The sequence below is a fragment of the Corallococcus silvisoli genome, assembly GCF_009909145.1.
GTDB classification, from domain to species: Bacteria; Myxococcota; Myxococcia; order Myxococcales; family Myxococcaceae; genus Corallococcus; species Corallococcus silvisoli.
The window spans coordinates 44,690-66,947 of the sequence record NZ_JAAAPJ010000024.1 but is presented as its reverse complement, the minus strand read 5'-3'; the positions used below and the strand labels follow the sequence as shown (position 1 = coordinate 66,947).

Sequence of the window (22,258 nt, the reverse complement as noted above, 5' to 3'; positions counted from 1 at the left end):
GGACGGAGCGCACGGGCGTGCGCGGGTCGGAAGGCCCGCCACGCTCCCGGGTACGGCGCCTCGAGCCCTACCCCTTCGAAGCCTGCGCGGCCGTCAGGTCGGCGAGCAGCGCTTCACCGGTCCACGCCCGGCGGTCGCCGCGCTCCGCCTCGCGGATGAGCGCCACGAGGCGGGCGTTCACCGGCGCGGACAGGCCCTGCGTCCGGGCGAGCTGGACGACCTCGCCGTTGAGGAAGTCCACCTCCGTCTTGCGGCCCGCGTGCAGGTCGTCCCACATGGACGAGCGCGCCTTGGGGTCGATGGCGAGCATCTTCTTCGCGAGCACGGAGAACACCGCGTCCGGCAGCTTCAGCAGGGCCGGAACCCAGTGCGTCGGCAGCGGCGTCAGCTTCGCGGGCCTCACCCCGGCCCGGTCCAGCACCGCCAGCGCCTCTGCCTGCGCGAGCGCCAGACACCGCCGCCAGGCGCGCTGGGACAGCTCCTGCTTCAACGGCAGGTCCGCCAGCGCGTTGAGCGCGTTGTTGAGGTTGAACAGCAGCTTCGCCCACTGGACCGCGAGGATGTCCGCGTGCTGCTTCAACGGGAGCCCCGCCCGGGCGAAGTCCTCCAGGAAGGGCGCGAGCGCCGCGTGCCGGGCCACCTCCAGGGTGCCCTCCGAGCCCGCGTGAAAGCCGCCCCTCCCCTGCGCCGCGACGTTGAAGGGCACCATGCCGGTGAGCACCGTGCGGCCGGGCAGCAGGCCGCGCAGCACCTCCGCGTTGTGCAAGCCGTTCTGGAAGCTGATGACGCTGGCGCCGGGCTTGAGCCACGACGCGAGCGTCCGCCCCGCCTCCTCGGTCGCCGCGGACTTCACCGTGACGAGCACCAGGTCCGCCGTGGCCAGCGCCTCCGGCTCCGTGCCGATGCGCACCTCCGCCGCGGGCACCTTCAAGTCCGCGCCCCGCCAGTCCGTCAGGTGCAGCCCGTGGGCGCGGACCTCCTCCACCACGCGCTCGCGGCCAACGAAGCGCACCGCCGCGCCCGTCGCCGCGAGCCGGCCACCGACGTAACAGCCGATGCTGCCCGCGCCGAAGACACCGATTTCAGGGGACGAGGCCATGGGCGCGCATTGTGTCACGCCCCCTCACGTCGCGGGCCACACCACGACGATGAGCACGTCCCACAGTGCATGGCTCAACCATGACGCCAGCGGCGTCCGGCGCCACTCGGCCAGCGCTCCCCAGGCGAGCGACGTGGGCAGCGCGGCCAGCGCCAGCAGCGGCTCCCCGAAGCCCAGCAGCACCAGGCTGGACGCCACCGCCGACCCGGCGACCGCCCCCCACCGGCCCAGGCGGGGACGCAGCGCGCCCTGCACCCAGCCCCGCCAGAACAACTCCTCCGCGGGGACGAGCAGCAGCACCAGGGCCAGGGCCATGCCCGGAGACCCCGTTCCGAACGTCGAATAGACCGCGTGCAGGGGCTCGCAGAGCGCGTCGGTGAAGCCGCCGCAGAAGGCCCACAGGAAGACCCGCGCGCCCACGTACAGCACCACGCCCTGCGCCCCGCCCCACGCCGCATCCAAAAGCGACAGCGTGGGAGGCGGCCTGCGCCAGGGCCCCATCGCCCGCCACGTCACCGCGAGCCAGAGGGCGCAGAACGCGGAAGCGACGGTGAAGAAGCGGGGCGGATGCGCGTGCACCAGCGCCGTCCAGGCCAGCACGCCACCGATGGCCACGGCCCGCCACGCGGTCTGGGCCGCGCCCTCCGGAGCCGGCGGTGCAACGGAAGAGACGCTCATCGCGCGCGGCAGCGTACCCCGGCGCGGAGGCCGCCGGCGGGCACGTTCACACGCGCGCCGCCGGCGGACGGGACTTCACCTCACGGCGTCAGGCACACGCCCTTGCCCGCGCCGTCGTCGCTGCACACGTAGCCCGCGCGGCACGTGCCCTGGGCGCTGCCAGAGGACGGCGGCGTGCAGGACGCGAAGCAATAGGCGCTGGTACCGTCGGTGCTGCTGTAGCAGGCCGAACCCGACGGGCAGCTCGCGGACAGGCAGCTCTGGGTGCAGTAGCCCCCCGGGAAGTAGCTCCCCGTCGCGCACAGGCCATTGGTGCCGCACTGGCTGCTGCTGGTGCAGGGCTGCCCGATGGTCGTGTTGGGATGCTCGTCCTGGTCCGCCTGGTAGGGGACCAGCGTGAAGCTGATGCCGCTGGTCGTCTGGCCCTTGGTGACGGTCACGGTCTCCACCTGGGTGGTGTCGCGCCAGAAGCCCACGCGGTCGCCGTCGTCGAAGTAGTCGCCTTCGCCGGTGTCGTCGATGCACGCCAGCACCAGGTAGTCGCGCGCGGTGATCTTCGTGCTGTAGTTGTACCCGCCGGCCGCGGACACCGTGCCGATGCCGTCGTCGTCGATCTGCACCTCGCCCGCGGCATCCAGGTAGGCGAACGCGAGGACCGCGTCCTTCGTCTCGGTGGCGCCCACGCGGAACTTCACCAGCACCTGCGCGGAGCCCGCGCCCGAAGCGCCGGTGAGGTCCACCTGCGCCAGGTAGGTGCCCACCGCCAGCGAGCCCGGATTGACGCTCACGTTCAGCGTCGCGGACTTGTACGCGGGGATGGACAGCGTGCTGTTGGACACGGACACCGCGGAGGCGTTGGCGCCGGAGACGGCGACGCTCACCTGCAGCGTGCCACCGCCGTTGTTGCGCACCGTCAGCGCCTGGGAGGCCGCCCCGGTGAAGGCCAGCTGCGTGGTGCTGATGGCGAGCTTCGGGGGCCGCGTCGGATCCCCGCCGCCCTTGGCGCGCAGCACCGCGGCGTACGCGTCCACCAGGCCCGCGCCGCAGCCCTCGGAGCACTTGCTCGTCGCGTCCGCGGTGTCCTTCAGGATGTTCTCCACGTCCGCCGACGAGAGCGCGGCGTTCTGCGCCAGCATCAGCGCGACGATGCCCGCGACGTGCGGGGTGGCCATGCTGGTGCCCTGGTACCAGTCATACGAAGGCTGGTTGCTGCTGTTGGGCAGGGTGGACAGCACGCCGTCCGGGAAGCCGTCTCCGTTGCGGTCCTCGCTCGTCTGGCCGCCGGTGGCCATGACGTCCACCTGCGCGCCGAAGTTGGAGTAGCTGGCGCGCTTGCCGTTGAAGCGCACCGCGCCCACGCAGATGACGTTCTGCTGGTTGCACGGGAAGCTGTTGGAGGTGTTCTCGTTCTCGTTGCCCGCGGCCACCACGAGGATGGCCTTGCGCGCCACGGCCTGGTCGATGGCCTCCTGGAACGCCTGCGACGGGCTGCCGTTGCCGCCCAGGCTCATGTTGATGACCCGCGCGGGCGTGGTGTTCAGCCGCACGCCGGTGACGTTGCCGCCGCTCGCCCAGGTGACGCCCGCGATGATGTCCGCCAGCGTGCCGCCCTGGGTTCCCAGCACGCGCACCGGCAGGATGTTCTGGCCGCTCCAGGTGACGCCCGCCACGCCCACGCCATTGTTGGACAGCGCGCCAATGGTCCCGGCCACGTGCGTGCCGTGGTACGACGAGCCGCCGTTGGGCAGGTCCTTGCCCTGGTCCGTCGGGTCGGAGTCCACGCCGTCGCCGTCGCCCGCGGAGGCGGGGTTGGAGATGAGGTCGATGCCCGGGAGGATGCGCGAGTTCAGGTCCGGGTGCTTCGTGATGCCGGTGTCCACCACCGCCACGACGATGGACGGGCTGCCCGTGCCCAGGTCCCAGGCCGCCGGCAGGTTCATGTTCGCGTAGTGCCACTGCCGCGAGTAGAGCGGATCATTGGGCACCGCGAGCGGCCGCACGCGCAGGTTGCTCTCCGCGTACCGCACGCCCTCCACGGCCTGGACCTGCTGGAGCACGCGCACGTGCTCCGCCTCGGTGAGCGCGCGCACGTTGGGCGTGCCGCTGGCCATCGCCTGGGGCTGGCTGACCTCGAAGCGCAGCAGGTGCTGGGTGTCGCTCAGGAAGGCCTGGTGCACGACGTGGTAGCCGGCGACGCGCGCCCGCGCGACGGCCTCCTCCGCGGACAGGTCGGGCGTGTCGAAGCGGACGATGATCTCCCCGGGCATCAGCGACGACTGCTGCGTCAGGGGCTTGGACGGGATGCCCGTGCGCCACACGCCGCGAGCGGCGAGCGCGTCGGCGACCTTCCGAGACAGGCTCTTCGCCCCCGGCAGGGAGAAGAAGGCATCCAGCGACGAGGGCGCGCTCAACGCGGCGGCGGACCCGGCCTGGAACGGCTGGAGGGTGCCGGTGACGGTCCCCTTCGTCGAGGTGGTGTCGTCATCATCATTGCTGTCGCCGGTACAGGCCACGAGACCGAGCAACCCCAAGAGGGCAAGGCGGCGGAACATGAACGGAATCCTTGGACGAGGAGAGTGTGCGTCCGACCCTAGGTCCGCTGCGGGCAGTGCGTCCAGCCGTCCAATGTCTGGCTGGCCGGTCGCTCCGCGCGCTTCCACATGGGTCGCAATCCTCCGGGGAGCGTGTGGCCTCGCAGGCAACATGCCGCCTCGCGCGACCCGGTGAGAGCTGTCCTTGGGTGAGGGTCTCCCGCCCTCGGAGGGCTACCGTCCCAGGTCCTGCAACACCGCCTCCGCCGCGCGGCGCCCCGACATGAGCGCTCCATTGATGGAGGCGTTCTCGCGATGGTCGCCGCACACGTAGAGCCCCGCGGACAGGCGCACGGGCCGGTGCGGCTCCCCCAGCACCGCGGGCGGCTGCGCGGGCAGGGCCTGCGCGATGGCATACGTGCGCAGGTGCCGCCATGCGGGCACCGCCGCGCCGAACCACTCCGCGAGCTGCGCGCGCACGCGCGCCTCCAAGGACTCGGCGTCGCCGTCGTCATCCACCACCGACACGGACACCAGGGACTGCCCCTGGGGTGCGTAGGCGGGGGACACCTCGCTCATCACCGCCACGCTGTTCACCGGGCCCTGCCCGTCGCCGTTGAGCGTGAGCCAGGGCCCCTCCACTGGCGGCTCCGGCGCAGCGAAGTACAGACACGTCGCCGGGTTCATCACGGGGGACGGCATGCCCACGAGCAGCGACGCGGCCGTGCCGGGATCCGTCGCCACGACGACGGCATCCGAGTGCAGCATCTCCCCGTCCGACAGCCGCACCCGGTGGCCCCACACCTCCGCCACCCGCACGCGCATCCGCAGCGCCCCCGACGGCAGCTTCGCCGCCAGCTGCGCCGGGATGGCCTCCATGCCCCGCTCCGGCACCGCCGCGTGCCCCTGGGAGAACATCCGGAACACGAACTCCAGCATCCGGCTGGACGTCGTCAGCTGTCGCTCCAGGAAGATGCCGCCGAAGAAGGGCCGCAAGAACGCGTCCAGCATCTCGTCGGAGAAGCCCAGGTCGCGCAGGAAGCGCAGCGAGTCCTGCTGGGGCCGCTGCCACACGTCCTCCAGCTCACCCGACGTGGCGTGCTGACGCAGCTCCAGCACCCGCAGCTTGTCCGCCAGTCCCCCCACCGCGTCGAACAGATGCGACACCGCCGCCACCGGATGCCGCAATGGGTCCGCCACCGTGTGCAGCCGCCCACCCCGCCACACCTTGGCGCCCGGGATGAAACGGTGGAGTGACAGGGCCTGGAGGTCCAACACCCGCTGCCCCTCCGGGTAGGCCGTGAGGTACACCTGGAAGCCCCGGTCCAACAGGAAGCCCTCGTAAGAGTCGGTGCGCACCCGGCCGCCCGGCGCCTCCGCTGCTTCGAGCACGTGCGCATCCACGCGCGCCTCGAGGAGGGCGTTCGCGCACGCCAGACCCGCGAGCCCTCCCCCCACGACGATGACCCCGGGCCGCTTCGCCATGGTCCGCCTCCAGTCCAGCAAGCGTTCGGACCCTGGCTTGATAACGCCAGGACGTGCAAGCGAGACTCGGGAGCGGTTGCGGGCATCCGACAGTTGCGGCAAACGTTGAGCAGGGGCCCGACGCCCCCGGCACGACCCACACGGGCATCCGCCCGTGTGACTTTTGGAGAGAGAAAGAGCAGGAGTCCCCCATGTTGATCGTGATGCGACCCGACGCGACGGCCCAGGACATCGAGCGTGTGAACGACGAGATCCGCCGCCGTGGCTGGCATCCTCACGCGATCCCTGGAGGCTCCCGCACCGCCATCGGCATCACCGGCAACCCGGGCGCGGTGGAGCCCGAACCCTTCCGCGTGCTGCCCGGCGTCGCGGACGCGGTCTCCATCTCCCAGCCGTTCAAGCTGGTCAGCCGTGAGGTGAAGCCCGAGGACAGCCTGGTGCGCGTGGGCGACCTCACCATTGGTGGCGCCGCCATCCACGTCATCGCGGGCCCCTGTTCAGTGGAGTCGCGCGAGCAGATCATCTCCACCGCCCAGGCGGTGAAGAAGGCCGGCGCGACCATGTTGCGCGGCGGCGCGTTCAAGCCGCGCACCAGCCCCTATGAGTTCCAGGGCCTCAAGGGCGACGGCCTCCAGCTGTTGGCGGAGGCACGCCAGGAGACGGGCCTGCTCGTCACCACGGAGGTGAAGGACACGGCGACGCTGGCCTCCGTCGCGGAGCACACCGACATCCTGCAGATTGGCGCGCGCAACATGCAGAACTTCAGCCTGCTGGAGGCGGTGGGCGAGACGCGCAAGCCCGTCCTGCTCAAGCGCGGCATCAGCGCCACCATCAAGGAGCTCCTGATGGCGGCCGAGTACATCGTCGCGCGGGGCAACACGCAGGTCATCCTCTGCGAGCGTGGCATCCGCACGTTCGAGAACATGACCCGCAACACGCTGGACCTGAACGCGGTGCCCATGCTCAAGGCGCTGACGCACCTGCCCGTCTTCGTGGACCCCTCGCACGGCATCGGCGTGCGCAAGGCGGTGCCGGCGATGATGCGGGCGGCGATCGCCGCGGGCGCCGACGGCATCATCGTCGAGGTGCACCCGGATCCGCCGCGCGCGAAGTCGGACGGCTTCCAGTCGCTGGACTTCTCCGAGTTCGAGAAGGCCATGGGCGAGGTGCGTGCCATCGCGCAGGCGATGGGACGCGAAGTGGTCCGGCTGGGATAGACCATGACCCTCAAGGAAGCGCTGGGCAGGGTGGTGGGCCGGCGCGACCTCTCCCGCGAGGAGATGGCCTCCGTGATGGGCCAGATGCTCGCGGGCGAGGCATCCGCCGCGCAGGTAGGCGCGCTGGCGGCGGCGCTGCGCATGAAGGGGGAGACCGAGGACGAGATCCTCGGCGCGGCGGAGGCCATGCGGGCCTGCGCGGCGAAGATTTCTCCCCAGGCGGAGGTGGTGCTCGACACCTGCGGTACGGGGGGTGACGGGGCGCACACCTTCAACATCTCCACCGCGGTGGCCTTCGTGGCCGCCGGGGCGGGGGTGACGGTGGCCAAGCACGGCAACCGCGCGGTCTCCAGTCGTTGTGGCAGCGCGGATGTGCTCGCGGTGCTGGGTGTCTCCATGGAGCGGGCGCACGCGCAGGTGGCGCGCGACATCGACGAGCACGGGGTGGGCTTCCTCTTCGCGCCGTCGCACCACAGCGCGCTGAGGCACGTGGCGCAGGCGCGCAGGGACCTGGGCTTCCACAGCGTGTTCAACCTTCTGGGGCCGCTGACGAACCCGGCGGGGGCGCGCTACCAGTTGCTGGGGACCTTCGACCAACAGCGCGTGGAGCAGACCGCGCGCGTGCTGGGGCGCCTGGGCAGCCGTCGTGCATGGGTGGTGCACGGGCACGACGGACTGGATGAGATTTCACCGTGCGCGCCCACGGAGGTCGCGGAGCTGTGCGCGGACGGCACGGTGCGCCGCTTCACGGTGACGCCGGAGGATGCGGGCCTGTCCACGGTGGCGCGCGAGTCCATCGCGGGAGGCGACGCGGAGGAGAACGCCCGGAGGCTGCGCGCGCTGCTCGCGGGCGAGCGCGACGGCGTGCGCACGGCGGTGCTGCTCAACGCGGCGGCGGCGCTGCTCATCGTGGGGTTGGTGGACACGCTGAAGGACGGCGTGAAGCGCGCGGAACACGCCATCGACTCCGGGGCCGCCGAGCAAAAGCTGACCGCGCTCATCCAGAAGGCCGCGGCATGACGGCGCGCGCTCTTGATCCCCACGCAGCGGTAGCCCTCAGTCCCCGAGGCAACCTGTCAGCGCGCGCCTCTGACACGCGGGCGGCGGCCATGACAACCGCCGTTTCGAGCGCGAAGCAGGCGGGAGCCTCCGGCACCTGGCATCAGGTGGCGATGGATCCGCGTCATGGTGCGAAGGACACTGCCCTGGCGACCGCCGCTTGCATCGTGAAGCGGGAGGTGGCCTCCAGCACTTGGAGCCAAGCGAAGACGAAGACGCGTCATGGTGCGGAGGGCACTGCCATGACGACCGCCGACTCCATCGCGAAGCGAGCAGCAGCCGCCATCACCTGGGGCCCAGCGAAGACGAAGACGCGTCGTGGTGCGGAGGGCACTGCCATGACGACCGCCGACTCCATCGCGAAGCGAGCAGCGGCCGCCATCACCTGGGGCCCAGCGAAGACGAAGACGCGTCATGGTGCGGAGGGCACTGCCATGACGACCGCCGACTCCATCGCGAAGCGAGCAGCGGCCGCCATCACCTGGGGCCCAGCGAAGACGAAGACGCGTCATGGTGCGGAGGGCACTGCCATGACGACCGCCGACTCCATCGCGAAGCGAGCAGCGGCCGCCATCACCTGGGGCCCAGCGAAGACGAAGACGCGTCATGGTGCGGAGGGCACTGCCATGACGACCGCCGACTCCATCGCGAAGCGAGCAGCGGCCGCCATCACCTGGGGCCCAGCGAAGACGAAGACGCGTCGTGGTGCGGAGGGCACAGCCTTGACGACCGCCGCACCCACCATGAAGCGGATGGCCACCTTCGGCATCGAGCACCGAGTGAAGACGCATGCCCCTATGAAGCGAGGAAGCCTGTCATGACGGCCTCCTCAAACACCGCCACGGCGGAAGCCCCCGGCACGCTGGACGTCATCATGGCGCGCAAGCGCCGGGAGCTGGGAACCCGCCCTGCCCCCGCGCACGGCTCGCATCCCCCCACGCGGGACTTCGCGCAGGCACTGGTGCGCCGCGTCCCCGGGACCCCTGTCAACGTCATCGCGGAGGTGAAGCGCAAGAGCCCATCGGGCGGCGCCTTCCCTCACGCGGACGTGGTCGCGGTGGCCCGGGCCTATGAAGCCGCGGGCGCCTGCGCCATCAGCGTGCTCACCGATGGGCCGGACTTCGGCGGCAGCCTGGAGGACCTCGTCGCGGTCCGGACCGCCGTCGGCATCCCCGTCCTGCGCAAGGACTTCCTTGTCGCCGCCAGCGAAGTAGAGGAGAGCGCGGCCTGGGGCGCGGACGCGGTGCTGCTCATCGCGGACGCGCTCGAGGACTCCCTCCTGCGCGAAATGGTCGCCGCGGCGAAGCAGGTGCGAGTGGCCGCTCTCGTGGAAGCCCACACGGAGGCGCACGCCGAGCGCGCGCTCGCCGCGGGCGCCTCCATCATCGGCCTCAACAACCGCAACCTCGCCACGCTGAAGACGGACACCGGCACTGCGCTCCGGGTGATGCCCGCGCTGCGCTCCCGCTCCACCGCGCTGGTGGCGGAGAGCGGCCTCAAGCACCTGATGGACCTCACCGCCGCACGCGACGCGGGCGCCGACGCCGTCCTCGTGGGCGAATCGCTCCTGCGCGACGCGGATCCAGGCCGTGCCCTGCGCCGGCTGCTCGGCCTGGAAGGCGGCGGCGCGTGAACGTCACCGTCAAGGTCTGCGGCGTGACGCGCCTCGAGGATGCTCGGGGCGTCTGGGCCGCGGGCGCGGACGCGATGGGGCTCAACTTCCATCCGGGCTCGCCCCGCTTCGTGGACCTGTCCACGGCGGCGGCGCTGTCGCGCACGCGGCCTCCGCTGGGCGCGGTGGTCGGCGTGTTCGTCAACGCGAAGCCGGACGACATCCGCCTTCGTGTGCGCGAGTGCGGCCTCACCGCCGTGCAGCTCCACGGCGACGAGCCGCCCGAGGCCTGCTCTGGCTACGGCGTGCCCGTCATCAAGGCGCTGCGCGTACGCGGGCCCGAGGACGTGGCCCGGGCCCGCGCCTACGTCGGCGTGGGCGACGTCGCGGGGCTGCTCCTGGACGGCGCGGCCCCAGGCTACGGCGGTGGCGGCGTCACCTTCGACTGGTCGCTGGTGAAGCAGCTGGGAGACTGCGGCGCACCCGTGCTGGTCGCCGGCGGCCTCAAGCCCTCGAACGTGGCCGAGGCCGTGATGGCCACCCGGCCCTACGGCGTGGATGTCGCCAGCGGCGTGGAGTCCGCCCCTGGCATCAAGGACCTGGATGCGGTGCGCGCCTTCGTGCGCACCGTCCGGTCCCTCAACCTCTGGAGTTAGTGCCATGACGACGGACACTGCCGTGGGCCGCTTCGGCCGCTACGGCGGACGCTATGTGCCGGAGACCCTGGTCCCGGCGCTGCTGGAGCTGGAAGAGGCCTACGCGAAGGCGCAGCAGGACACCGGCTTCGGAGACGAAGTCACCCGCGTGCTGCGCGAGTTCGTGGGGCGGCCCACGACGCTGACGCCCGCGCACCGCCTCACCGAATCCTGGGGCGGCGCCCAGGTGTGGCTCAAGCGCGAGGACCTGGCCCATACGGGCGCGCACAAGATCAACAACACCGTGGGCCAGGTGCTGCTCGCCCGGCGCATGGGCAAGAAGCGCATCATCGCGGAGACAGGCGCGGGCCAGCACGGCGTGGCCACCGCCACCGCGTGCGCGCTCTTCGGCCTGCCGTGCGAGGTGTTCATGGGCGCGCTGGACGTGGAGCGGCAGGCGCTCAACGTCTTCCGCATGCGCGCGCTGGGGGCGGTGGTGCGGCCGGTGGAGTCCGGCTCACGCACGCTCAAGGACGCGATGAACGAGGCCATGCGCGTCTGGGTGTCGCAGGTGCAGGACACCTACTACGTCATCGGCAGCGCGGCGGGTCCCCACCCCTACCCCACCATCGTGCGCGACTTCCAATCCGTCATCGGCCGGGAGATTCGCGCCCAGACGCTCGCCGCGCTGGGCCGGCTGCCGGACGCCATCATCGCGTGCGTGGGCGGCGGCTCCAACGCCATCGGCGCGCTCCACCCCTTCATCCCGGACACCGCGGTGCGGCTGGTGGGCGTGGAAGCGGCGGGCCACGGCCTCCAGTCCGGCCAGCACGGCGCGTCGCTGACCCTGGGCACGGAGGGCGTGCTGCACGGCTCGCGCTCCCTGGTCCTCCAGGACGAGCACGGCCAGATTCAAGAGGCGCACAGCATCTCCGCGGGCCTGGACTACCCGGGCGTGGGGCCGGAGCTGGCGCACCTGGCGAAGACGGGGCGCATGGAGGTGCGCACCGCGACGGACGACGAGGCCCTGGCCGCCTTCTACGAAGTCGCGCGCACGGAGGGCATCCTCCCCGCGCTGGAGACATCGCATGCGTTCGCGGCGGCGCGCTCCCTGGCCCGTGACATGGGCAAGGGTCAACACTTGATCATCAACTGCTCGGGCCGAGGCGACAAGGACGTGGCGACCATCTCCGCGCGGGGTGTGCCTCCGGCGACGGGGGTGAAGTCATGAGCGGAGAACTGGGCAAGGCGTTCGCCCGCGCGAAGGCCCGGGGCGAGGGCGCGCTGGTGGCCTACGCCATGGCGGGAGACCCGGACCTGCCCCGGTCCGTGGACGTGTTCGCGGCGATGGTGGAGGGCGGCGCGGACGTGCTGGAGATTGGCGTGGCGTTCAGCGACCCCATCGCGGACGGCCCCGTCATCCAGGCCGCGTCGGAGCGGGCCCTCAAGGCGGGCGCCAACCTGCGCCGCGTGCTGGACGAGGTGGTGCCCGAGGTGCGCCGCCGCTGCCCGGAGACGCCGCTGGTCATCATGACGTACGTCAACGTGGTGATGGCGTTGGGAGAAGAGCGCTACGCGAAGCTCGCGCGCGAGCGGGGCATCGTGGGCACCATCCTCCCGGACCTGCCCCCCGAGGAGAGCGCGGGCATCCGCGCCGCGTTCGACCGGGAAGGCATGGACCTCATCCCCCTCTGCGCGCCCACGACGCCGCCCGCGCGGGCGGAGGCCATCGCGAAGGACGCCCGGGGCTTCGTCTATTGCGTGTCCGTGGCGGGCGTCACCGGCATGCGCTCGGAGCTGCCGCCGGACCTGTCTCAGCGGCTGGACCTGGTGCGCCGGGCCGCGTCCGTGCCCGTGGTCGCGGGCTTCGGCATCTCCAACGCGGAGACGGCCCGGACGCTGGTGGCCCACGCCGACGGCGTCGTGGTGGGCAGCGCCCTGGTGCGCGCCGCGTACACGGATGGCCCGGGCGCGGCGCGGCGGCTTTGCGCGGACATCAAGCAGGGCCTGAAGCGCTAGAATCCGCCCCATGCCAACCCTGGGCCCCACACTCGAAACCCCTCGCCTCATCCTGCGTCCCCCCACGCTCGACGACCTGGACGGCTTCGCGGCGATGATGGCGGACCCGGAGGCCGCGAAGTACATCGGCGGACTCCAGCCGCGCTCCTCCGTGTGGCGCGCGGTCTGCGCCATGGCCGGCTCGTGGGCGCTCCAGGGCTACGCCATGTTCTCCATGCTCGAGAAGTCCACCGGGAAGTGGGTGGGCCGGCTCGGGCCCTGGAAGCCGGAGGGCTGGCCGGGCACCGAGGTCGGCTGGGGGATGCCGCGCGAGGCCTGGGGCAAGGGCTACGCGACCGAGGGCGCCACGGCCACCATCGACTGGGCCTTCGACACGCTCGGGTGGACGGAGGTCATCCACTCCATCTCCCCGGAGAACACGCCTTCGAAGAAGGTGGCCGAGCGGCTGGGCTCGCGCTTCCTGCGCATGGGGGCGCTGCCCGCGCCCTACGACGACCACCCCGTGGAGATCTGGGGCCAGAGTCGTGAGGAGTGGCGAACACGGAAGCGGGAGCGCTGAACTTTTCCCTCCCGTCCCGCCACGGGCTGACACAGATTGGCGCCATGAACACTCGCGCGCCCCAGGTGGTCCTCGTCCGTCACGGTGAGACGGAGTGGAGCCGCAGCGGCCAGCACACCGGCCGCACCGACCTGCCCCTCGTGGAAGAGGGCCGTCTCATGGGCGAGCGCCTCCGCGTGCCCCTGCGCGCCTGGCGCTTCGCCGCCGTGTGGACCAGCCCGCTGACCCGCGCCCTGGAGACCTGCGTGCTCGCCGGCTACGGCGACGTGGCCCAGAAGCGCGACGACCTGATGGAGTTCAACTACGGCGACTACGAGGGCCGCACCGGCGCGGACATCCGCACCACGCGCCCGGGCTGGACGCTGTGGAACGACGGCGTCCCCAACGGGGAGACGATGGAGCAGGTGGGCGCCCGCGCGGACCGCGTCATCGCGGAGGCGCGCGCCCTCCAGGACGACGTGCTCCTCTTCTCCCACGGACACCTGCTGCGCATCCTCGCCGCGCGCTGGCTGGGCCTGCCCCCGGACGACGGCAGGCTCTTCCACCTGAGCACCGCCTCCATCAGCGTCCTGGGCTTCGAGGCCGGCCGCAGTCAACCGGTCCTCTCGGGATGGAACGACACCACGCACCTGAAGGAGTAGGCGCTACCGCCGGCCCTCCAGGAAGTTACGCACCAGCGCCGGGCCCTCCGGCGTCAGCACGCTCTCCGGATGGAACTGGAGGCCCACCACCGGCCGCGTCCGGTGACGCAGCGCCATCACCAGCCCGTCCTGGCTCCAGGCCGTGGCCTCCAGCTCCGGGGGCAGCGACTCCGCGGCCACCACCAGCGAGTGGTACCGCGCCGCCTGGAAGCCCTGGCTCAGGCCCGTGAACACGCCGGTGCCGTCATGCCGGATGCGCGCGGCCTTGCCGTGCACGGGCTCCGGCGCGCGCACCACCTGCCCTCCGAAGGCCGCACCAATGGACTGGTGTCCCAGGCACACGCCCAGCACCGGCACTCGCGACTGGGCGATGGCCGCCACGCTCACCCCGGCCTCGTGCGGCGTGCACGGCCCCGGCGACACCACCAGATGGGACGCGCCCGACGCCGCGACCCCGGCGGCATCCAGCGCGTCGTTGCGCACGACCTTCACCTCCGCGCCCAGCGTGTAGAGCAGCTGCACGAGGTTGAACGTGAAGGAGTCGTAGTTGTCGATGACGAGGATCACCGCCCACCTCCCTCGCGCGCCAGGCGCAGCGCGGCCGCCATGGCCCCCGCCTTCGCTTCCGTCTCGTCCGCTTCCTTCATCGGCTCCGAGTCCGCCACCAGCCCCGCGCCGGCGGTCCACATCGTGCGGTCGCCATCCACGAAGAAGGTGCGCAGCGCGATGGCCACGTCCAGCGTGCCGCAGAAGGACAGGTAGCCCACCGCGCCGGCATAGGGCCCGCGCCGCATGGGCTCCAGCTCGTCGATGATCTGCATCGCGCGAATCTTGGGCGCGCCCGACACGGTGCCCGCCGGGAAGGTGCTCGCCAGCGCATCCAGCGCATCGAAGCGCGTCGTGTCCAGCTTGCCGCGCACCTGGGACACGATGTGCATCACGTGGCTGTAGCGCTCGATGATCATCAGGTCCTCGATGCGCACGGTGCCCGGGGCCGCCACCCGGCCCACGTCGTTGCGCCCCAGGTCCACCAGCATGATGTGCTCGGCGCGCTCCTTCTCGTCCGCGAGCAGCTCCTTCTCCAGCGCCTGATCCTCGGCCTCGGAGCCGCCCCGGCGGCGCGTGCCCGCGATGGGCCGCACCACCACGTCTCCGTCACGCACCTGCACCAGCAGCTCCGGCGACGCGCCCACCAGCGCTCGCGCCTCGCCCAGGTCCACCAGGAACAGGTAGGGCGACGGGTTCACCCGCCGGAGCGCCCGGTAGAGCGACAGCGGGGGGATGGCGCCCTTCGCCTCGAACCTCCGCGCGAGCACCGCCTGGAAGCAGTCGCCCGCGCGCACGTACTCCTTCACCTTCTCCACCGCCGCGGCGTAGCCCTCGCGGTCCCAGCACGCGACGGGCGCGGCGGCGTTCTTCTGCGAAGGCGCGGGTGCGTAGGCCTCTTGCGGCAGCGGCTGGCGCAGCTTCTGCGCCATCGCCTCCGCGCGGGCCTCCGCGTCCTTCAGCGCCTGCTCGACGCTGCCATGCAGCGCGGGCCGCGCGATGGCGATGGCCTTGAGCGTCTGGGTGCGCGTGTCGTGGGTGACGAAGTCCTCGGCCACCAGCCACTCCGAGTCCGGGAAGCCGGTATCGCGCGGGTGCCGGTCCGGCACGCGCGGCTCGAACCACGACGTGGCGTTGTAGCCCAGGTAACCCACGAGTCCGCCCAGGAAGGGCGCTTCACCCGGCAGCGTGGCCACGGAGAGCTCGCGCCACAGGGTGCGCAGGACATCCAGGGGGCGGCCCTCACGGCGCTCCTCGTGCGAGCCCCGCCACAACGTGAGCCCGTCCGCGTCCAGCCGCACGCGGCCCGCGGGATTCGCGCCCACGTGGCTGTAGCGCCCGAAGCGCTCGCCGCCGTAGCACGACTCGAGGATGAAGCCGCGGCCACCGCCGCCCAGCTTCAGGTATGCCGACAGCGGCGTATCCAGGTCCGCCGGCAGCTCCACCGACACCGGCACCGCCTGGCCTGCTTCCGCGCGCTGCCGGTAGGCTGCCTTCCGCTCCTGCGCATCCATGGTCGATTGCCCTGGCCCCTCATCCACCACCCGGAGGGGCGCCCGGGTGCCCGGCCTTCCGGGCCCTGCGTCTACGGCTTCACTTCCGACACGGCGTCCGGCGAGGCGGGCTTCTTGACCTCGGCGTACTCGCCGTCCTGCCACTGATACACCTTGCGCTCCGTAACCTTCTGGGGCTGTCCTTCTTCCTCCTCGATGGTCGTCCGGGTCACCAGGACCTGCTTCTTGGCGGCCTGGAAGGAGACCTTGAAGGTGCTCTCGTTCGGAGGATCCTTCAGTCCGCCCAGCACCAGCGCGAGCCGCGCCTTGCCGAGCACGCCCTTCTTGCCGCCGGTCCCCGTGTAGCTCACATACGAGGTGACGAAGTCGCCGCAGCGCTCCGGCGCGGAGTCCAACTGCAACAGCGGCACGCCCGCCTTCTTCGCGGGGAGGAGCTTCACGTCCACCGGACCGCCCCTCCCTCCGCCATACACCGTGGACGCCACGTCCACGTCCACGCTGCTCACCCGGCGCGGCGGCTTCACGTTCGGCTCCAGCACGCGCACGCGGGCCTTGAACTCATTGCTCATCACCACCGTGGCCACTTCCAGCTCGCCGTCGCCATCCAGGTCGGCCTCGAAGCGGAACGGCGTGAGCGTGTTCCCGAAGAGCCACCCCGTGACGGGCGCTGTCCCCTGCGGGGCCTGCGCGTCCACGACCGACACCTGATACCAGGCGTTGACGTACTCGCCCACCGTCGCCCGGGTCCCCGCCGCCATCACGCGAACGGGCGTGCCCAGCATCAGCGTCTGGACGCGGGCTCCATCCGCCGCCGCGGTCGCGCGCAGGTTCGCTTCATCCACGCCCAGGTAGAGCAGTTGTCCCGGCGCGAACGCGGTGAACTGGATCTCCTCCCGATCCACCGCTCCCGACTCCTCGCTCATCGGCCCGCTGTATTCGAGCACCGACGCGGGAGGCGGTTCGGACTGCGTGAGGGCAAGACACAGGAGCAGCGCGGGCGTTGGCGTCACGAAGGGGTCCTGGCGAAGAGGGGCTCTGGGTTTATCCCCCGTTCGCGCAGGCCATCCAAGGGGCCCTCCGGTCCCGGCCCCCGTCGTTTGCGTCTCAAGCATGGCCCGGACGCACGCGCGTGATGCCCCCGCCCGGAGCGGCACTCAGCGCGACCTGGGAGCCCGCGCGGGGTTGAGCCTGTCGCAGCGCCGGCTGAGCGCGAACGCGGTCATCGACTTGATGGAGTACGGCGAGACGCTGACCATGAGCGCCCACCCCAAGCGCCACGTGCGGGGCGGCGAAGGGCTCCGCGACGAGCATCGGAGTGAAGTGTGGGTCCTCACCGGCGACGACCAGGGCACGCGCCCCCCGCGTGCGCGCCTTTCAAGGTGGTGAGCCGCCACACGTCCAGCACCGATGCGGCGCTCGGCCTCCACGCCTATCACCGGGATGATCCACGCCTCGTGGCCGAGGAGCTCCTGCACGGGTAGGAAGCGAGCCGCGAGGCGGGCATCGCGACGCGGCTCACGCGGTCGGCACCGGAGAAGAGCGCGAGGCGGGAGGCGCTGCTCCAGGGACACTCCCAAGGAGCGCGGGTCCCACGCCGATACCTACCCCGCCTGCCGAGCGCGGATGTGGAGCGGCCGCGGCCGGAGCGGCGCGCCCCGCACTGCCCTGGGCAGGGGGCACGCCACGGCCGACCCGCACCGGGTCAGGACGGAGTCCATCCCGCGGCACGGCCTCCCCCGTCCTCCCGGCCATGCCGCACGACGGCCTGTCGCCGCTCTCCAGCGCCCCCGCCGCCACGGGCACCCGGGAGGCGCCTGCTCGCGGGGAACCTCGTCCACTCGCGTCGGTGGCGCGCGGTGGGCACCATTAGAGAAGCGACTGCATCGAGTGGAGCTAATGTTTCACTAGAAGCAGTGCTGATACGTAGGGGGCTAGCGCCATGAGCCACGCCAAGCGCCGCCGGGTCCTGGGGATCATCGCCACGGACGCCACCTTCGAGCGCGTCCCGCACCGGGGCACCGAGGTGTGGATGGGCAAGTGCCTGCACTGCAACGCGCACCTCACCGTCGCCCTGGACGGCGAGCCCATCAGCCGCGCCACCATCGAGCACATCGTGCCCCGGACCGCGGGCGGCACGGACGCCCTGGAGAACCTGGGCCTCGCGTGTGCCCGCTGCAACCAGGGCAAGGGCAGCCGCCACGACGCGAACTTCCACCGCGACGCCCGCGTGCGCGACCTGGTGGACCGGCTGCTCCAGAAGCGCCGCGAGCGCTGGCGCGACCCGGACTCCGAGTAGCCGCGCTTCAGGGCTGGCGCGAACCGTCTCGCCCTGTAGCGCGCACCCTGAGAGGGATTGAGGCCGGGGCGCGGGCGCCTTCGCGCAATGCTCCCTTCCGATCTCCAGAAGCGGGATTCATCACCGCGCGCGGGCAACTTGTCGCAACCGCCCCGGGAAGTGCTAAGCGATCCTTATTCCCACTCCCCACAGAATGGTTGACACTGCCGTGTTGATGGTTGATGGTCCCGCGCCGCATTGGGTCGGGAAATGCATGAGGGACCCGCGCCCACGGCACCATCCTAGAGGTTCGTTGGACGTGACTGCCTTGCCGTCTGAGCGCCAGGAGCCACCGCCCGCCCGGTCCACCGGGGCCGGGATGGCCCCCTCGACTTTCGCGCCGGACGGTTCTCCCGCGTCCACCCCTGCTTTCATGTCGCCTTCAGTCCCCTTGCCCCTGGTCCTGGTATGAGCGGCCCTCTCTTCCCACGTTGGACGAATACGGTGTCGCGCCTGTCGGCCGCGATGCTCCTCGCGGTGCCCGCCATCGCCATCGGCGGCCTCCTGGCTTATGTGCGCTCCCCGCACGTGACCAATCAGGCGCACCCGGTGGAACAGCCCATCGAGTTCGACCACCGGCACCACGCCGGTGACGAGCAGATCGACTGTCGCTACTGTCACTGGACGGTGGAGAAGTCCCCGTCGGCGGGCATCCCCTCCACCACCGTGTGCATGTCCTGCCACGCGCAGGTGTGGAACAAGAGCCCGTACCTCACCGAGGTCCGCAAGGCGTTCTTCGCCGACCAGCCCATCCCCTGGGTCCGCGTCCACAACCTGCCGGACTTCGTCTACTTCAACCACTCCATCCACGTGGGCAAGGGCGTCGGCTGCGCCACCTGCCACGGCCGAGTGGACCAGATGGGCGCCATCGAGCAGGCCGCCCCACTGACGATGAGCTGGTGCCTGGACTGCCACCGCAACCCGGCCCCCAACCTCCGCCCCGCGGAGTTCATCACCAGCATGACCTGGGCCCCGCCCGCCGATAAGGCCGAGGCCGCCGAGCTGGCTGAGAAGCTCTCCAAGGAATACGACGTTCACTCGCGCACGAGCTGCTCCACATGCCACCGATGAACACCAAGCCTGACAGCGCGCCCGCGCAGGATACCCCCTCGTCGTTCGCGCTCCCGGTCGTCTCGGGCCGCAACGAGGCCGCCCCCCACGCGCACGACCACGACGATGTCGTGGCCGAGGCGCTCGAGCACGCCACCACCCGCGCGGTCCCGGCGGAGGGCGCGTACGGCAAGACCTACTGGCTTGGCCTGGAGGAGAAGCTCGCCACGCCGGAGTTCCTGGAGGAGACCCGCCCGGAGTTCCCCGTCGGCGCGGACCTGCCCCCCACCGGCTTCGCCCGCCGCGAGTTCATGCAGCTGATGGGCGCGTCGCTCGCCCTGGCCGGCGTCACCGCGTGCAGCACCCGCCCGCAGGATGAGCGGATGGTGCCGTACACGAAGACGCCGCCGGAAGTGACCCCCGGCAACCCGCTGCACTACGCGTCCGGCATGACGCTCGCCGGCCACACCTCCGGCCTGCTCATCACCGCGCGTGAGGGCCGCCCGGTCAAGGTCGAGGGCAACCCCCAGCACCCCATCAACCAGGGCGCGGCGGGCATCTTCGAGCAGGCGTTCCTGCTCTCCCTCTACGACCCCCAGCGCGCCCGCGTGCTGCGCCAGGGCACCAACCCGCGCGCCCTGCGCACGCTGACCGAGGACATCACCCAGCTGGTGAGCCAGAAGGCCACGGCCGACGGCGGCGCCCGCGTGCGCTTCCTCTCCGAGCCCACCAGCTCCCCGCTGCTGCGCGACATCAAGGCCCGCATCCAGCGCAAGCTGCCCTCGGCGCGCTTCCACGCGTTCGCGTCCGTGTCCTATGACGCCTCCGCGGAGGCGCACCGCGCCCTCTTCGGTCAGCCGGTGCAGCCGGTCTACGACCTGACCCGCGCGGACATCATCGTCTCCCTGGACGCCGACTTCCTGGAGAGCCGCCCGGAGAACCTGGCCCTGTCGCGCCAGTTCGCCGACCGCCGCGACCCGAAGAACGGCGAGCTCAACCGCCTCTACGTCGCCGAGCCCCGGATGTCGATCACCGGCGGCATGGCCGACCACCGCCTGCGCGTGAAGTCCGCCGAGGTCTTCGGCGTCGCCGCGGCGCTGGCGCAGGCCGTGGGCGGCTCCGCCGCCAGCCTCGGCGCCACCGCGGCCGGCAAGGCCGGCGCGCTCCGTCCGGAAGTCGGCTCGTGGGTGCAGGCCGTGGCCGCGGACCTCAAGTCCAAGGCCGGCCGTGGCGTGGTGCTCGCCGGTGAGCGTCAGCCCGCCGCCGTGCACGCGCTCGCGCAGGCCATCAACGCCGCGCTGAGCAACCTGGGCACGACCGTGAAGGTCGTCCCGGCCGTCGCCCCGGAGGCCGCGGGCCTCGCGGAGATCCACTCCCTGGTGGAGGACATCAAGGCCGGCCGCGTGGACACGCTGGTCATCACCGCCTCCAACCCGGTCTACACCCTGCCGGTGGACGCGGGCCTGGCGGAGGTGCTGGACCCCAAGCAGAACGCCAACCGCAAGGCGCTGAACGTCCTGTACGCGGGCAGCTACGAGGACGAGACCTCCAAGTTCGCCGACTGGTTCGTGCCCCTGGCGCACCAGCTGGAGACCTGGAGCGACGGCCGCGCGGTGGACGGCACCGTCACCATTTCGCAGCCCCTCATCCAGCCGCTCTTCAACGGCGTGCCGGAAGCGGAGCTGTACGCGCTGTTCCTCGACCAGCCGTTCCGCCCCGCCTACCAGCTGCTCCGTGAGTACTGGTCCGCGCAGGGCGCCGAGGCCGGCCACGGCGACTTCGAGTCCCGCTGGGAGACCTGGGTCTCCGAGGGCATCGTCCCCGGCAGCATCGCCACCGCGCTGACGGCCGCTCCGGACGCGGGCGCCGCGTCCAAGCTGGTGTCCGCGTACCAGGCGCCGGCGGGCGGTGACCTGGAGATCAACTTCGTCTCCGACTACAAGCTGCTGGACGGCCGCTTCGCGAACAACGCGTGGCTGCAGGAGCTGCCGGACCCCATCACGAAGATCGTCTGGGACAACGCCGCCATCCTCAGCCCCGCCACCGCCGCGCGGCTGGGCCTGGAGAACGGCCACCTCGCGGAGCTGGAGTACGGCGGCCGCAAGCTCCAGGTCCCCGTCACCATCCTCCCCGGCAACGCGGACGACACCGTCACCGTGGCCCTGGGCTACGGCCGCACCGGCCTGCACGAGGTGGTGGCCAAGGGCGTGGGCTTCAACGCCAACCTGCTGCGCACCGTGAGCGCCCCCTGGTTCGACAGCGGCGCGAAGCTCAGCAAGGTCCGCGGCAGCCACACCTTCGCCCGCACCCAGTACCACTGGCGCATGGAGGGCCGCCCGCTGGCGCTCGACATGTCCGTCAGCGAGCTGGCGCACCCCTCCAAGAAGACCCAGCACGTCCTGGAGCGCGTCAAGGAAGAGCTGACGCCCGGCAAGCGGGACCTGATGGTCCGCCAGCAGACCGTGGACGGCAAGGAGGTCCTCAAGCCCGGCTACGACTACGCGCAGACCCCGGAGCAGGGCTACAAGTGGGGCATGTCCATCGACCTGTCGCGCTGCACGGGCTGCAACGCGTGCGTCGTGGCCTGCCAGGCGGAGAACAACATCCCCGTCGTCGGCAAGGAGCAGGTGGGCCGCGGCCGTGAGATGGCCTGGCTGCGCATCGACCGCTACTTCGAGGGCAACGAGAACGACCCCGCCATGGTCATGCAGCCCGTCGCGTGCGTGCACTGCGAGAAGGCCCCCTGCGAGTACGTCTGCCCGGTGAACGCCACCGTGCACTCGGACGAGGGCCTCAACGACATGGTGTACAACCGCTGCGTCGGCACGCGGTACTGCTCCAACAACTGCCCGTACAAGGTCCGTCGCTTCAACTACCTGCACTACACGCAGGGCAAGACGCCGACGGAGAAGATGCTGATGAACCCGGACGTCACCGTCCGTGCTCGCGGCGTCATGGAGAAGTGCACGTACTGCGTCCAGCGCATCGAGCGCGTGCGCATCAACGCCCGCATCGAGAAGCGCCTCATCCAGGAGAAGGAGCTCCAGACGGCGTGCCAGCAGACCTGCCCCACGCAGGCCATCGCCTTCGGCTCGCTCGCGGATCCCGCCCAGCGCGTCACCCAGCTCCACGAGGACGAGCGTGCCTACCGGCTGCTGCACGAGCTGGGCACCCGTCCCCGCACCGCCCACCTCATCCGCCTGCGAAACCCCAACCCCGCCCTCGTGGCCGCGGCCCCCGCTGAGGCGGCGTCGGCGCACGAAGGAGGTCACTGACCG

The 22,258-nt window shown here is 71.5% G+C and carries 20 protein-coding genes; 13 read left to right on the top strand and 7 right to left on the bottom strand.

The genetic code is table 11. The features are described from left to right. Nucleotides 1-67 precede the first annotated feature (67 nt). The 4 genes from GTY96_RS33880 to GTY96_RS33865 form a co-directional block, all read right to left on the bottom strand. On the bottom strand, nt 68-1,099 hold the full coding sequence (locus tag GTY96_RS33880) for a 2-dehydropantoate 2-reductase (protein ID WP_161666878.1): 1,032 nt from the start codon (nt 1,097-1,099) through the stop codon (nt 68-70). 24 nt (nt 1,100-1,123) lie between these two features. Continuing rightward, nucleotides 1,124-1,777 (bottom strand): CPBP family intramembrane glutamic endopeptidase, encoded by a 654-nt coding sequence (locus GTY96_RS33875; protein ID WP_235686061.1) that lies wholly within the window; start codon nt 1,775-1,777, stop codon nt 1,124-1,126. Nucleotides 1,778-1,857: 80 nt separating this feature from the next. Further along, a complete protein-coding gene (locus tag GTY96_RS33870) occupies nt 1,858-4,329 on the bottom strand; it encodes a S8 family serine peptidase (RefSeq protein WP_161666877.1) in 2,472 nt (823 codons plus the stop codon). 213 nt (nt 4,330-4,542) lie between these two features. Beyond that, nucleotides 4,543-5,793 (bottom strand): NAD(P)/FAD-dependent oxidoreductase, encoded by a 1,251-nt coding sequence (locus tag GTY96_RS33865; protein WP_201756644.1) that lies wholly within the window; start codon nt 5,791-5,793, stop codon nt 4,543-4,545. A 191-nt stretch (nt 5,794-5,984) separates the two neighbouring features. On the opposite strand from GTY96_RS33865, the gene aroF reads away from it, so the two are divergent. The 9 genes from aroF (at nt 5,985) to GTY96_RS33820 (ending at nt 13,535) form a co-directional block, all read left to right on the top strand. Continuing rightward, nucleotides 5,985-7,010: a 3-deoxy-7-phosphoheptulonate synthase gene (aroF, locus tag GTY96_RS33860; protein ID WP_143905199.1), complete on the top strand. Its 1,026-nt coding sequence runs from the start codon at nt 5,985-5,987 to the stop codon at nt 7,008-7,010. A 3-nt stretch (nt 7,011-7,013) separates the two neighbouring features. Next, a complete protein-coding gene (gene trpD, locus GTY96_RS33855; protein ID WP_161666875.1) occupies nt 7,014-8,030 on the top strand; it encodes an anthranilate phosphoribosyltransferase in 1,017 nt (338 codons plus the stop codon). Between the two features lie 89 nt (nt 8,031-8,119). Beyond that, on the top strand, nt 8,120-8,890 hold the full coding sequence (locus tag GTY96_RS33850) for a hypothetical protein (RefSeq protein WP_161666874.1): 771 nt from the start codon (nt 8,120-8,122) through the stop codon (nt 8,888-8,890). After that, nucleotides 8,887-9,702 (top strand): indole-3-glycerol phosphate synthase TrpC, encoded by an 816-nt coding sequence (locus GTY96_RS33845; RefSeq protein WP_161666873.1) that lies wholly within the window; start codon nt 8,887-8,889, stop codon nt 9,700-9,702. Before GTY96_RS33850 ends, GTY96_RS33845 begins: the two co-directional genes overlap by 4 nt. Continuing rightward, nucleotides 9,699-10,337 (top strand): phosphoribosylanthranilate isomerase, encoded by a 639-nt coding sequence (locus GTY96_RS33840; protein ID WP_143905203.1) that lies wholly within the window; start codon nt 9,699-9,701, stop codon nt 10,335-10,337. Before GTY96_RS33845 ends, GTY96_RS33840 begins: the two co-directional genes overlap by 4 nt. A gap of 4 nt (nt 10,338-10,341) precedes the next feature. After that, on the top strand, nt 10,342-11,547 hold the full coding sequence (gene trpB / locus GTY96_RS33835) for a tryptophan synthase subunit beta (RefSeq protein ID WP_143905204.1): 1,206 nt from the start codon (nt 10,342-10,344) through the stop codon (nt 11,545-11,547). Further along, a complete protein-coding gene (gene trpA, locus GTY96_RS33830; protein ID WP_143905205.1) occupies nt 11,544-12,335 on the top strand; it encodes a tryptophan synthase subunit alpha in 792 nt (263 codons plus the stop codon). Before trpB ends, trpA begins: the two co-directional genes overlap by 4 nt. 10 nt (nt 12,336-12,345) lie before the next feature. Then, entirely contained in the window at nt 12,346-12,894 is a 549-nt protein-coding gene (locus GTY96_RS33825) for a GNAT family N-acetyltransferase (RefSeq protein ID WP_143905206.1), read from the top strand. Nucleotides 12,895-12,938: 44 nt separating this feature from the next. After that, nucleotides 12,939-13,535 carry a histidine phosphatase family protein gene (locus GTY96_RS33820; RefSeq protein WP_143905207.1) on the top strand — a complete coding sequence of 199 codons (597 nt, stop codon included), beginning with the start codon at nt 12,939-12,941 and terminating at the stop codon, nt 13,533-13,535. Between the two features lie 3 nt (nt 13,536-13,538). On the opposite strand, the gene GTY96_RS33815 is transcribed toward GTY96_RS33820, so the two are convergent. From GTY96_RS33815 to GTY96_RS33805, 3 genes are all read right to left on the bottom strand, one after another. Further along, on the bottom strand, nt 13,539-14,102 hold the full coding sequence (locus GTY96_RS33815; protein ID WP_161666872.1) for an anthranilate synthase component II: 564 nt from the start codon (nt 14,100-14,102) through the stop codon (nt 13,539-13,541). Then, nucleotides 14,099-15,595 carry an anthranilate synthase component I family protein gene (locus tag GTY96_RS33810; RefSeq protein ID WP_143905209.1) on the bottom strand — a complete coding sequence of 499 codons (1,497 nt, stop codon included), beginning with the start codon at nt 15,593-15,595 and terminating at the stop codon, nt 14,099-14,101. The genes GTY96_RS33815 and GTY96_RS33810 overlap by 4 nt, the downstream gene beginning before the upstream one ends. Nucleotides 15,596-15,666: 71 nt before the next feature. Next, on the bottom strand, nt 15,667-16,605 hold the full coding sequence (locus GTY96_RS33805) for an SH3 domain-containing protein (protein WP_161666871.1): 939 nt from the start codon (nt 16,603-16,605) through the stop codon (nt 15,667-15,669). Nucleotides 16,606-16,705: 100 nt separating this feature from the next. Here GTY96_RS33805 and GTY96_RS33800 point away from each other — a divergent pair, with 100 nt between their 5' ends. From GTY96_RS33800 to GTY96_RS33785, 4 genes are all read left to right on the top strand, one after another. Beyond that, complete coding sequence (locus GTY96_RS33800) at nt 16,706-16,981, top strand: hypothetical protein (RefSeq protein ID WP_143905211.1); 276 nt, start codon at nt 16,706-16,708, stop codon at nt 16,979-16,981. 553 nt (nt 16,982-17,534) lie between these two features. After that, a complete protein-coding gene (locus tag GTY96_RS33795) occupies nt 17,535-17,891 on the top strand; it encodes an HNH endonuclease (RefSeq protein ID WP_143905212.1) in 357 nt (118 codons plus the stop codon). A gap of 447 nt (nt 17,892-18,338) precedes the next feature. Then, nucleotides 18,339-19,001, top strand: coding sequence for a cytochrome c3 family protein (locus GTY96_RS33790; RefSeq protein WP_143905213.1), 663 nt, complete (start codon nt 18,339-18,341; stop codon nt 18,999-19,001). Continuing rightward, complete coding sequence (locus tag GTY96_RS33785; RefSeq protein WP_161666901.1) at nt 18,998-22,255, top strand: TAT-variant-translocated molybdopterin oxidoreductase; 3,258 nt, start codon at nt 18,998-19,000, stop codon at nt 22,253-22,255. The genes GTY96_RS33790 and GTY96_RS33785 overlap by 4 nt, the downstream gene beginning before the upstream one ends. The last annotated feature ends 3 nt before the right edge of the window (nt 22,256-22,258 follow it).

Excerpts from the sequence above, each read along its gene's own strand:
- GTY96_RS33880 (WP_161666878.1), bottom strand. The coding sequence starts at position 1,099 with ATGGCCTCGTCCCCTGAAATCGGTGTCTTCGGCGCGGGCAGCATCGGC.
- GTY96_RS33875 (WP_235686061.1), bottom strand. The coding sequence starts at position 1,777 with ATGAGCGTCTCTTCCGTTGCACCGCCGGCTCCGGAGGGCGCGGCCCAG.
- GTY96_RS33870 (WP_161666877.1), bottom strand. The coding sequence starts at position 4,329 with ATGTTCCGCCGCCTTGCCCTCTTGGGGTTGCTCGGTCTCGTGGCCTGT.
- GTY96_RS33865 (WP_201756644.1), bottom strand. The coding sequence starts at position 5,793 with ATGGCGAAGCGGCCCGGGGTCATCGTCGTGGGGGGAGGGCTCGCGGGT.
- aroF (WP_143905199.1), top strand. The coding sequence starts at position 5,985 with ATGTTGATCGTGATGCGACCCGACGCGACGGCCCAGGACATCGAGCGT.
- trpD (WP_161666875.1), top strand. The coding sequence starts at position 7,014 with ATGACCCTCAAGGAAGCGCTGGGCAGGGTGGTGGGCCGGCGCGACCTC.
- GTY96_RS33850 (WP_161666874.1), top strand. The coding sequence starts at position 8,120 with ATGACAACCGCCGTTTCGAGCGCGAAGCAGGCGGGAGCCTCCGGCACC.
- GTY96_RS33845 (WP_161666873.1), top strand. The coding sequence starts at position 8,887 with ATGACGGCCTCCTCAAACACCGCCACGGCGGAAGCCCCCGGCACGCTG.
- trpB (WP_143905204.1), top strand. The coding sequence starts at position 10,342 with ATGACGACGGACACTGCCGTGGGCCGCTTCGGCCGCTACGGCGGACGC.
- trpA (WP_143905205.1), top strand. The coding sequence starts at position 11,544 with ATGAGCGGAGAACTGGGCAAGGCGTTCGCCCGCGCGAAGGCCCGGGGC.
- GTY96_RS33825 (WP_143905206.1), top strand. The coding sequence starts at position 12,346 with ATGCCAACCCTGGGCCCCACACTCGAAACCCCTCGCCTCATCCTGCGT.
- GTY96_RS33820 (WP_143905207.1), top strand. The coding sequence starts at position 12,939 with ATGAACACTCGCGCGCCCCAGGTGGTCCTCGTCCGTCACGGTGAGACG.
- GTY96_RS33810 (WP_143905209.1), bottom strand. The coding sequence starts at position 15,595 with ATGGATGCGCAGGAGCGGAAGGCAGCCTACCGGCAGCGCGCGGAAGCA.
- GTY96_RS33800 (WP_143905211.1), top strand. The coding sequence starts at position 16,706 with ATGGCCCGGACGCACGCGCGTGATGCCCCCGCCCGGAGCGGCACTCAG.
- GTY96_RS33795 (WP_143905212.1), top strand. The coding sequence starts at position 17,535 with ATGAGCCACGCCAAGCGCCGCCGGGTCCTGGGGATCATCGCCACGGAC.
- GTY96_RS33790 (WP_143905213.1), top strand. The coding sequence starts at position 18,339 with ATGAGCGGCCCTCTCTTCCCACGTTGGACGAATACGGTGTCGCGCCTG.
- GTY96_RS33785 (WP_161666901.1), top strand. The coding sequence starts at position 18,998 with ATGAACACCAAGCCTGACAGCGCGCCCGCGCAGGATACCCCCTCGTCG.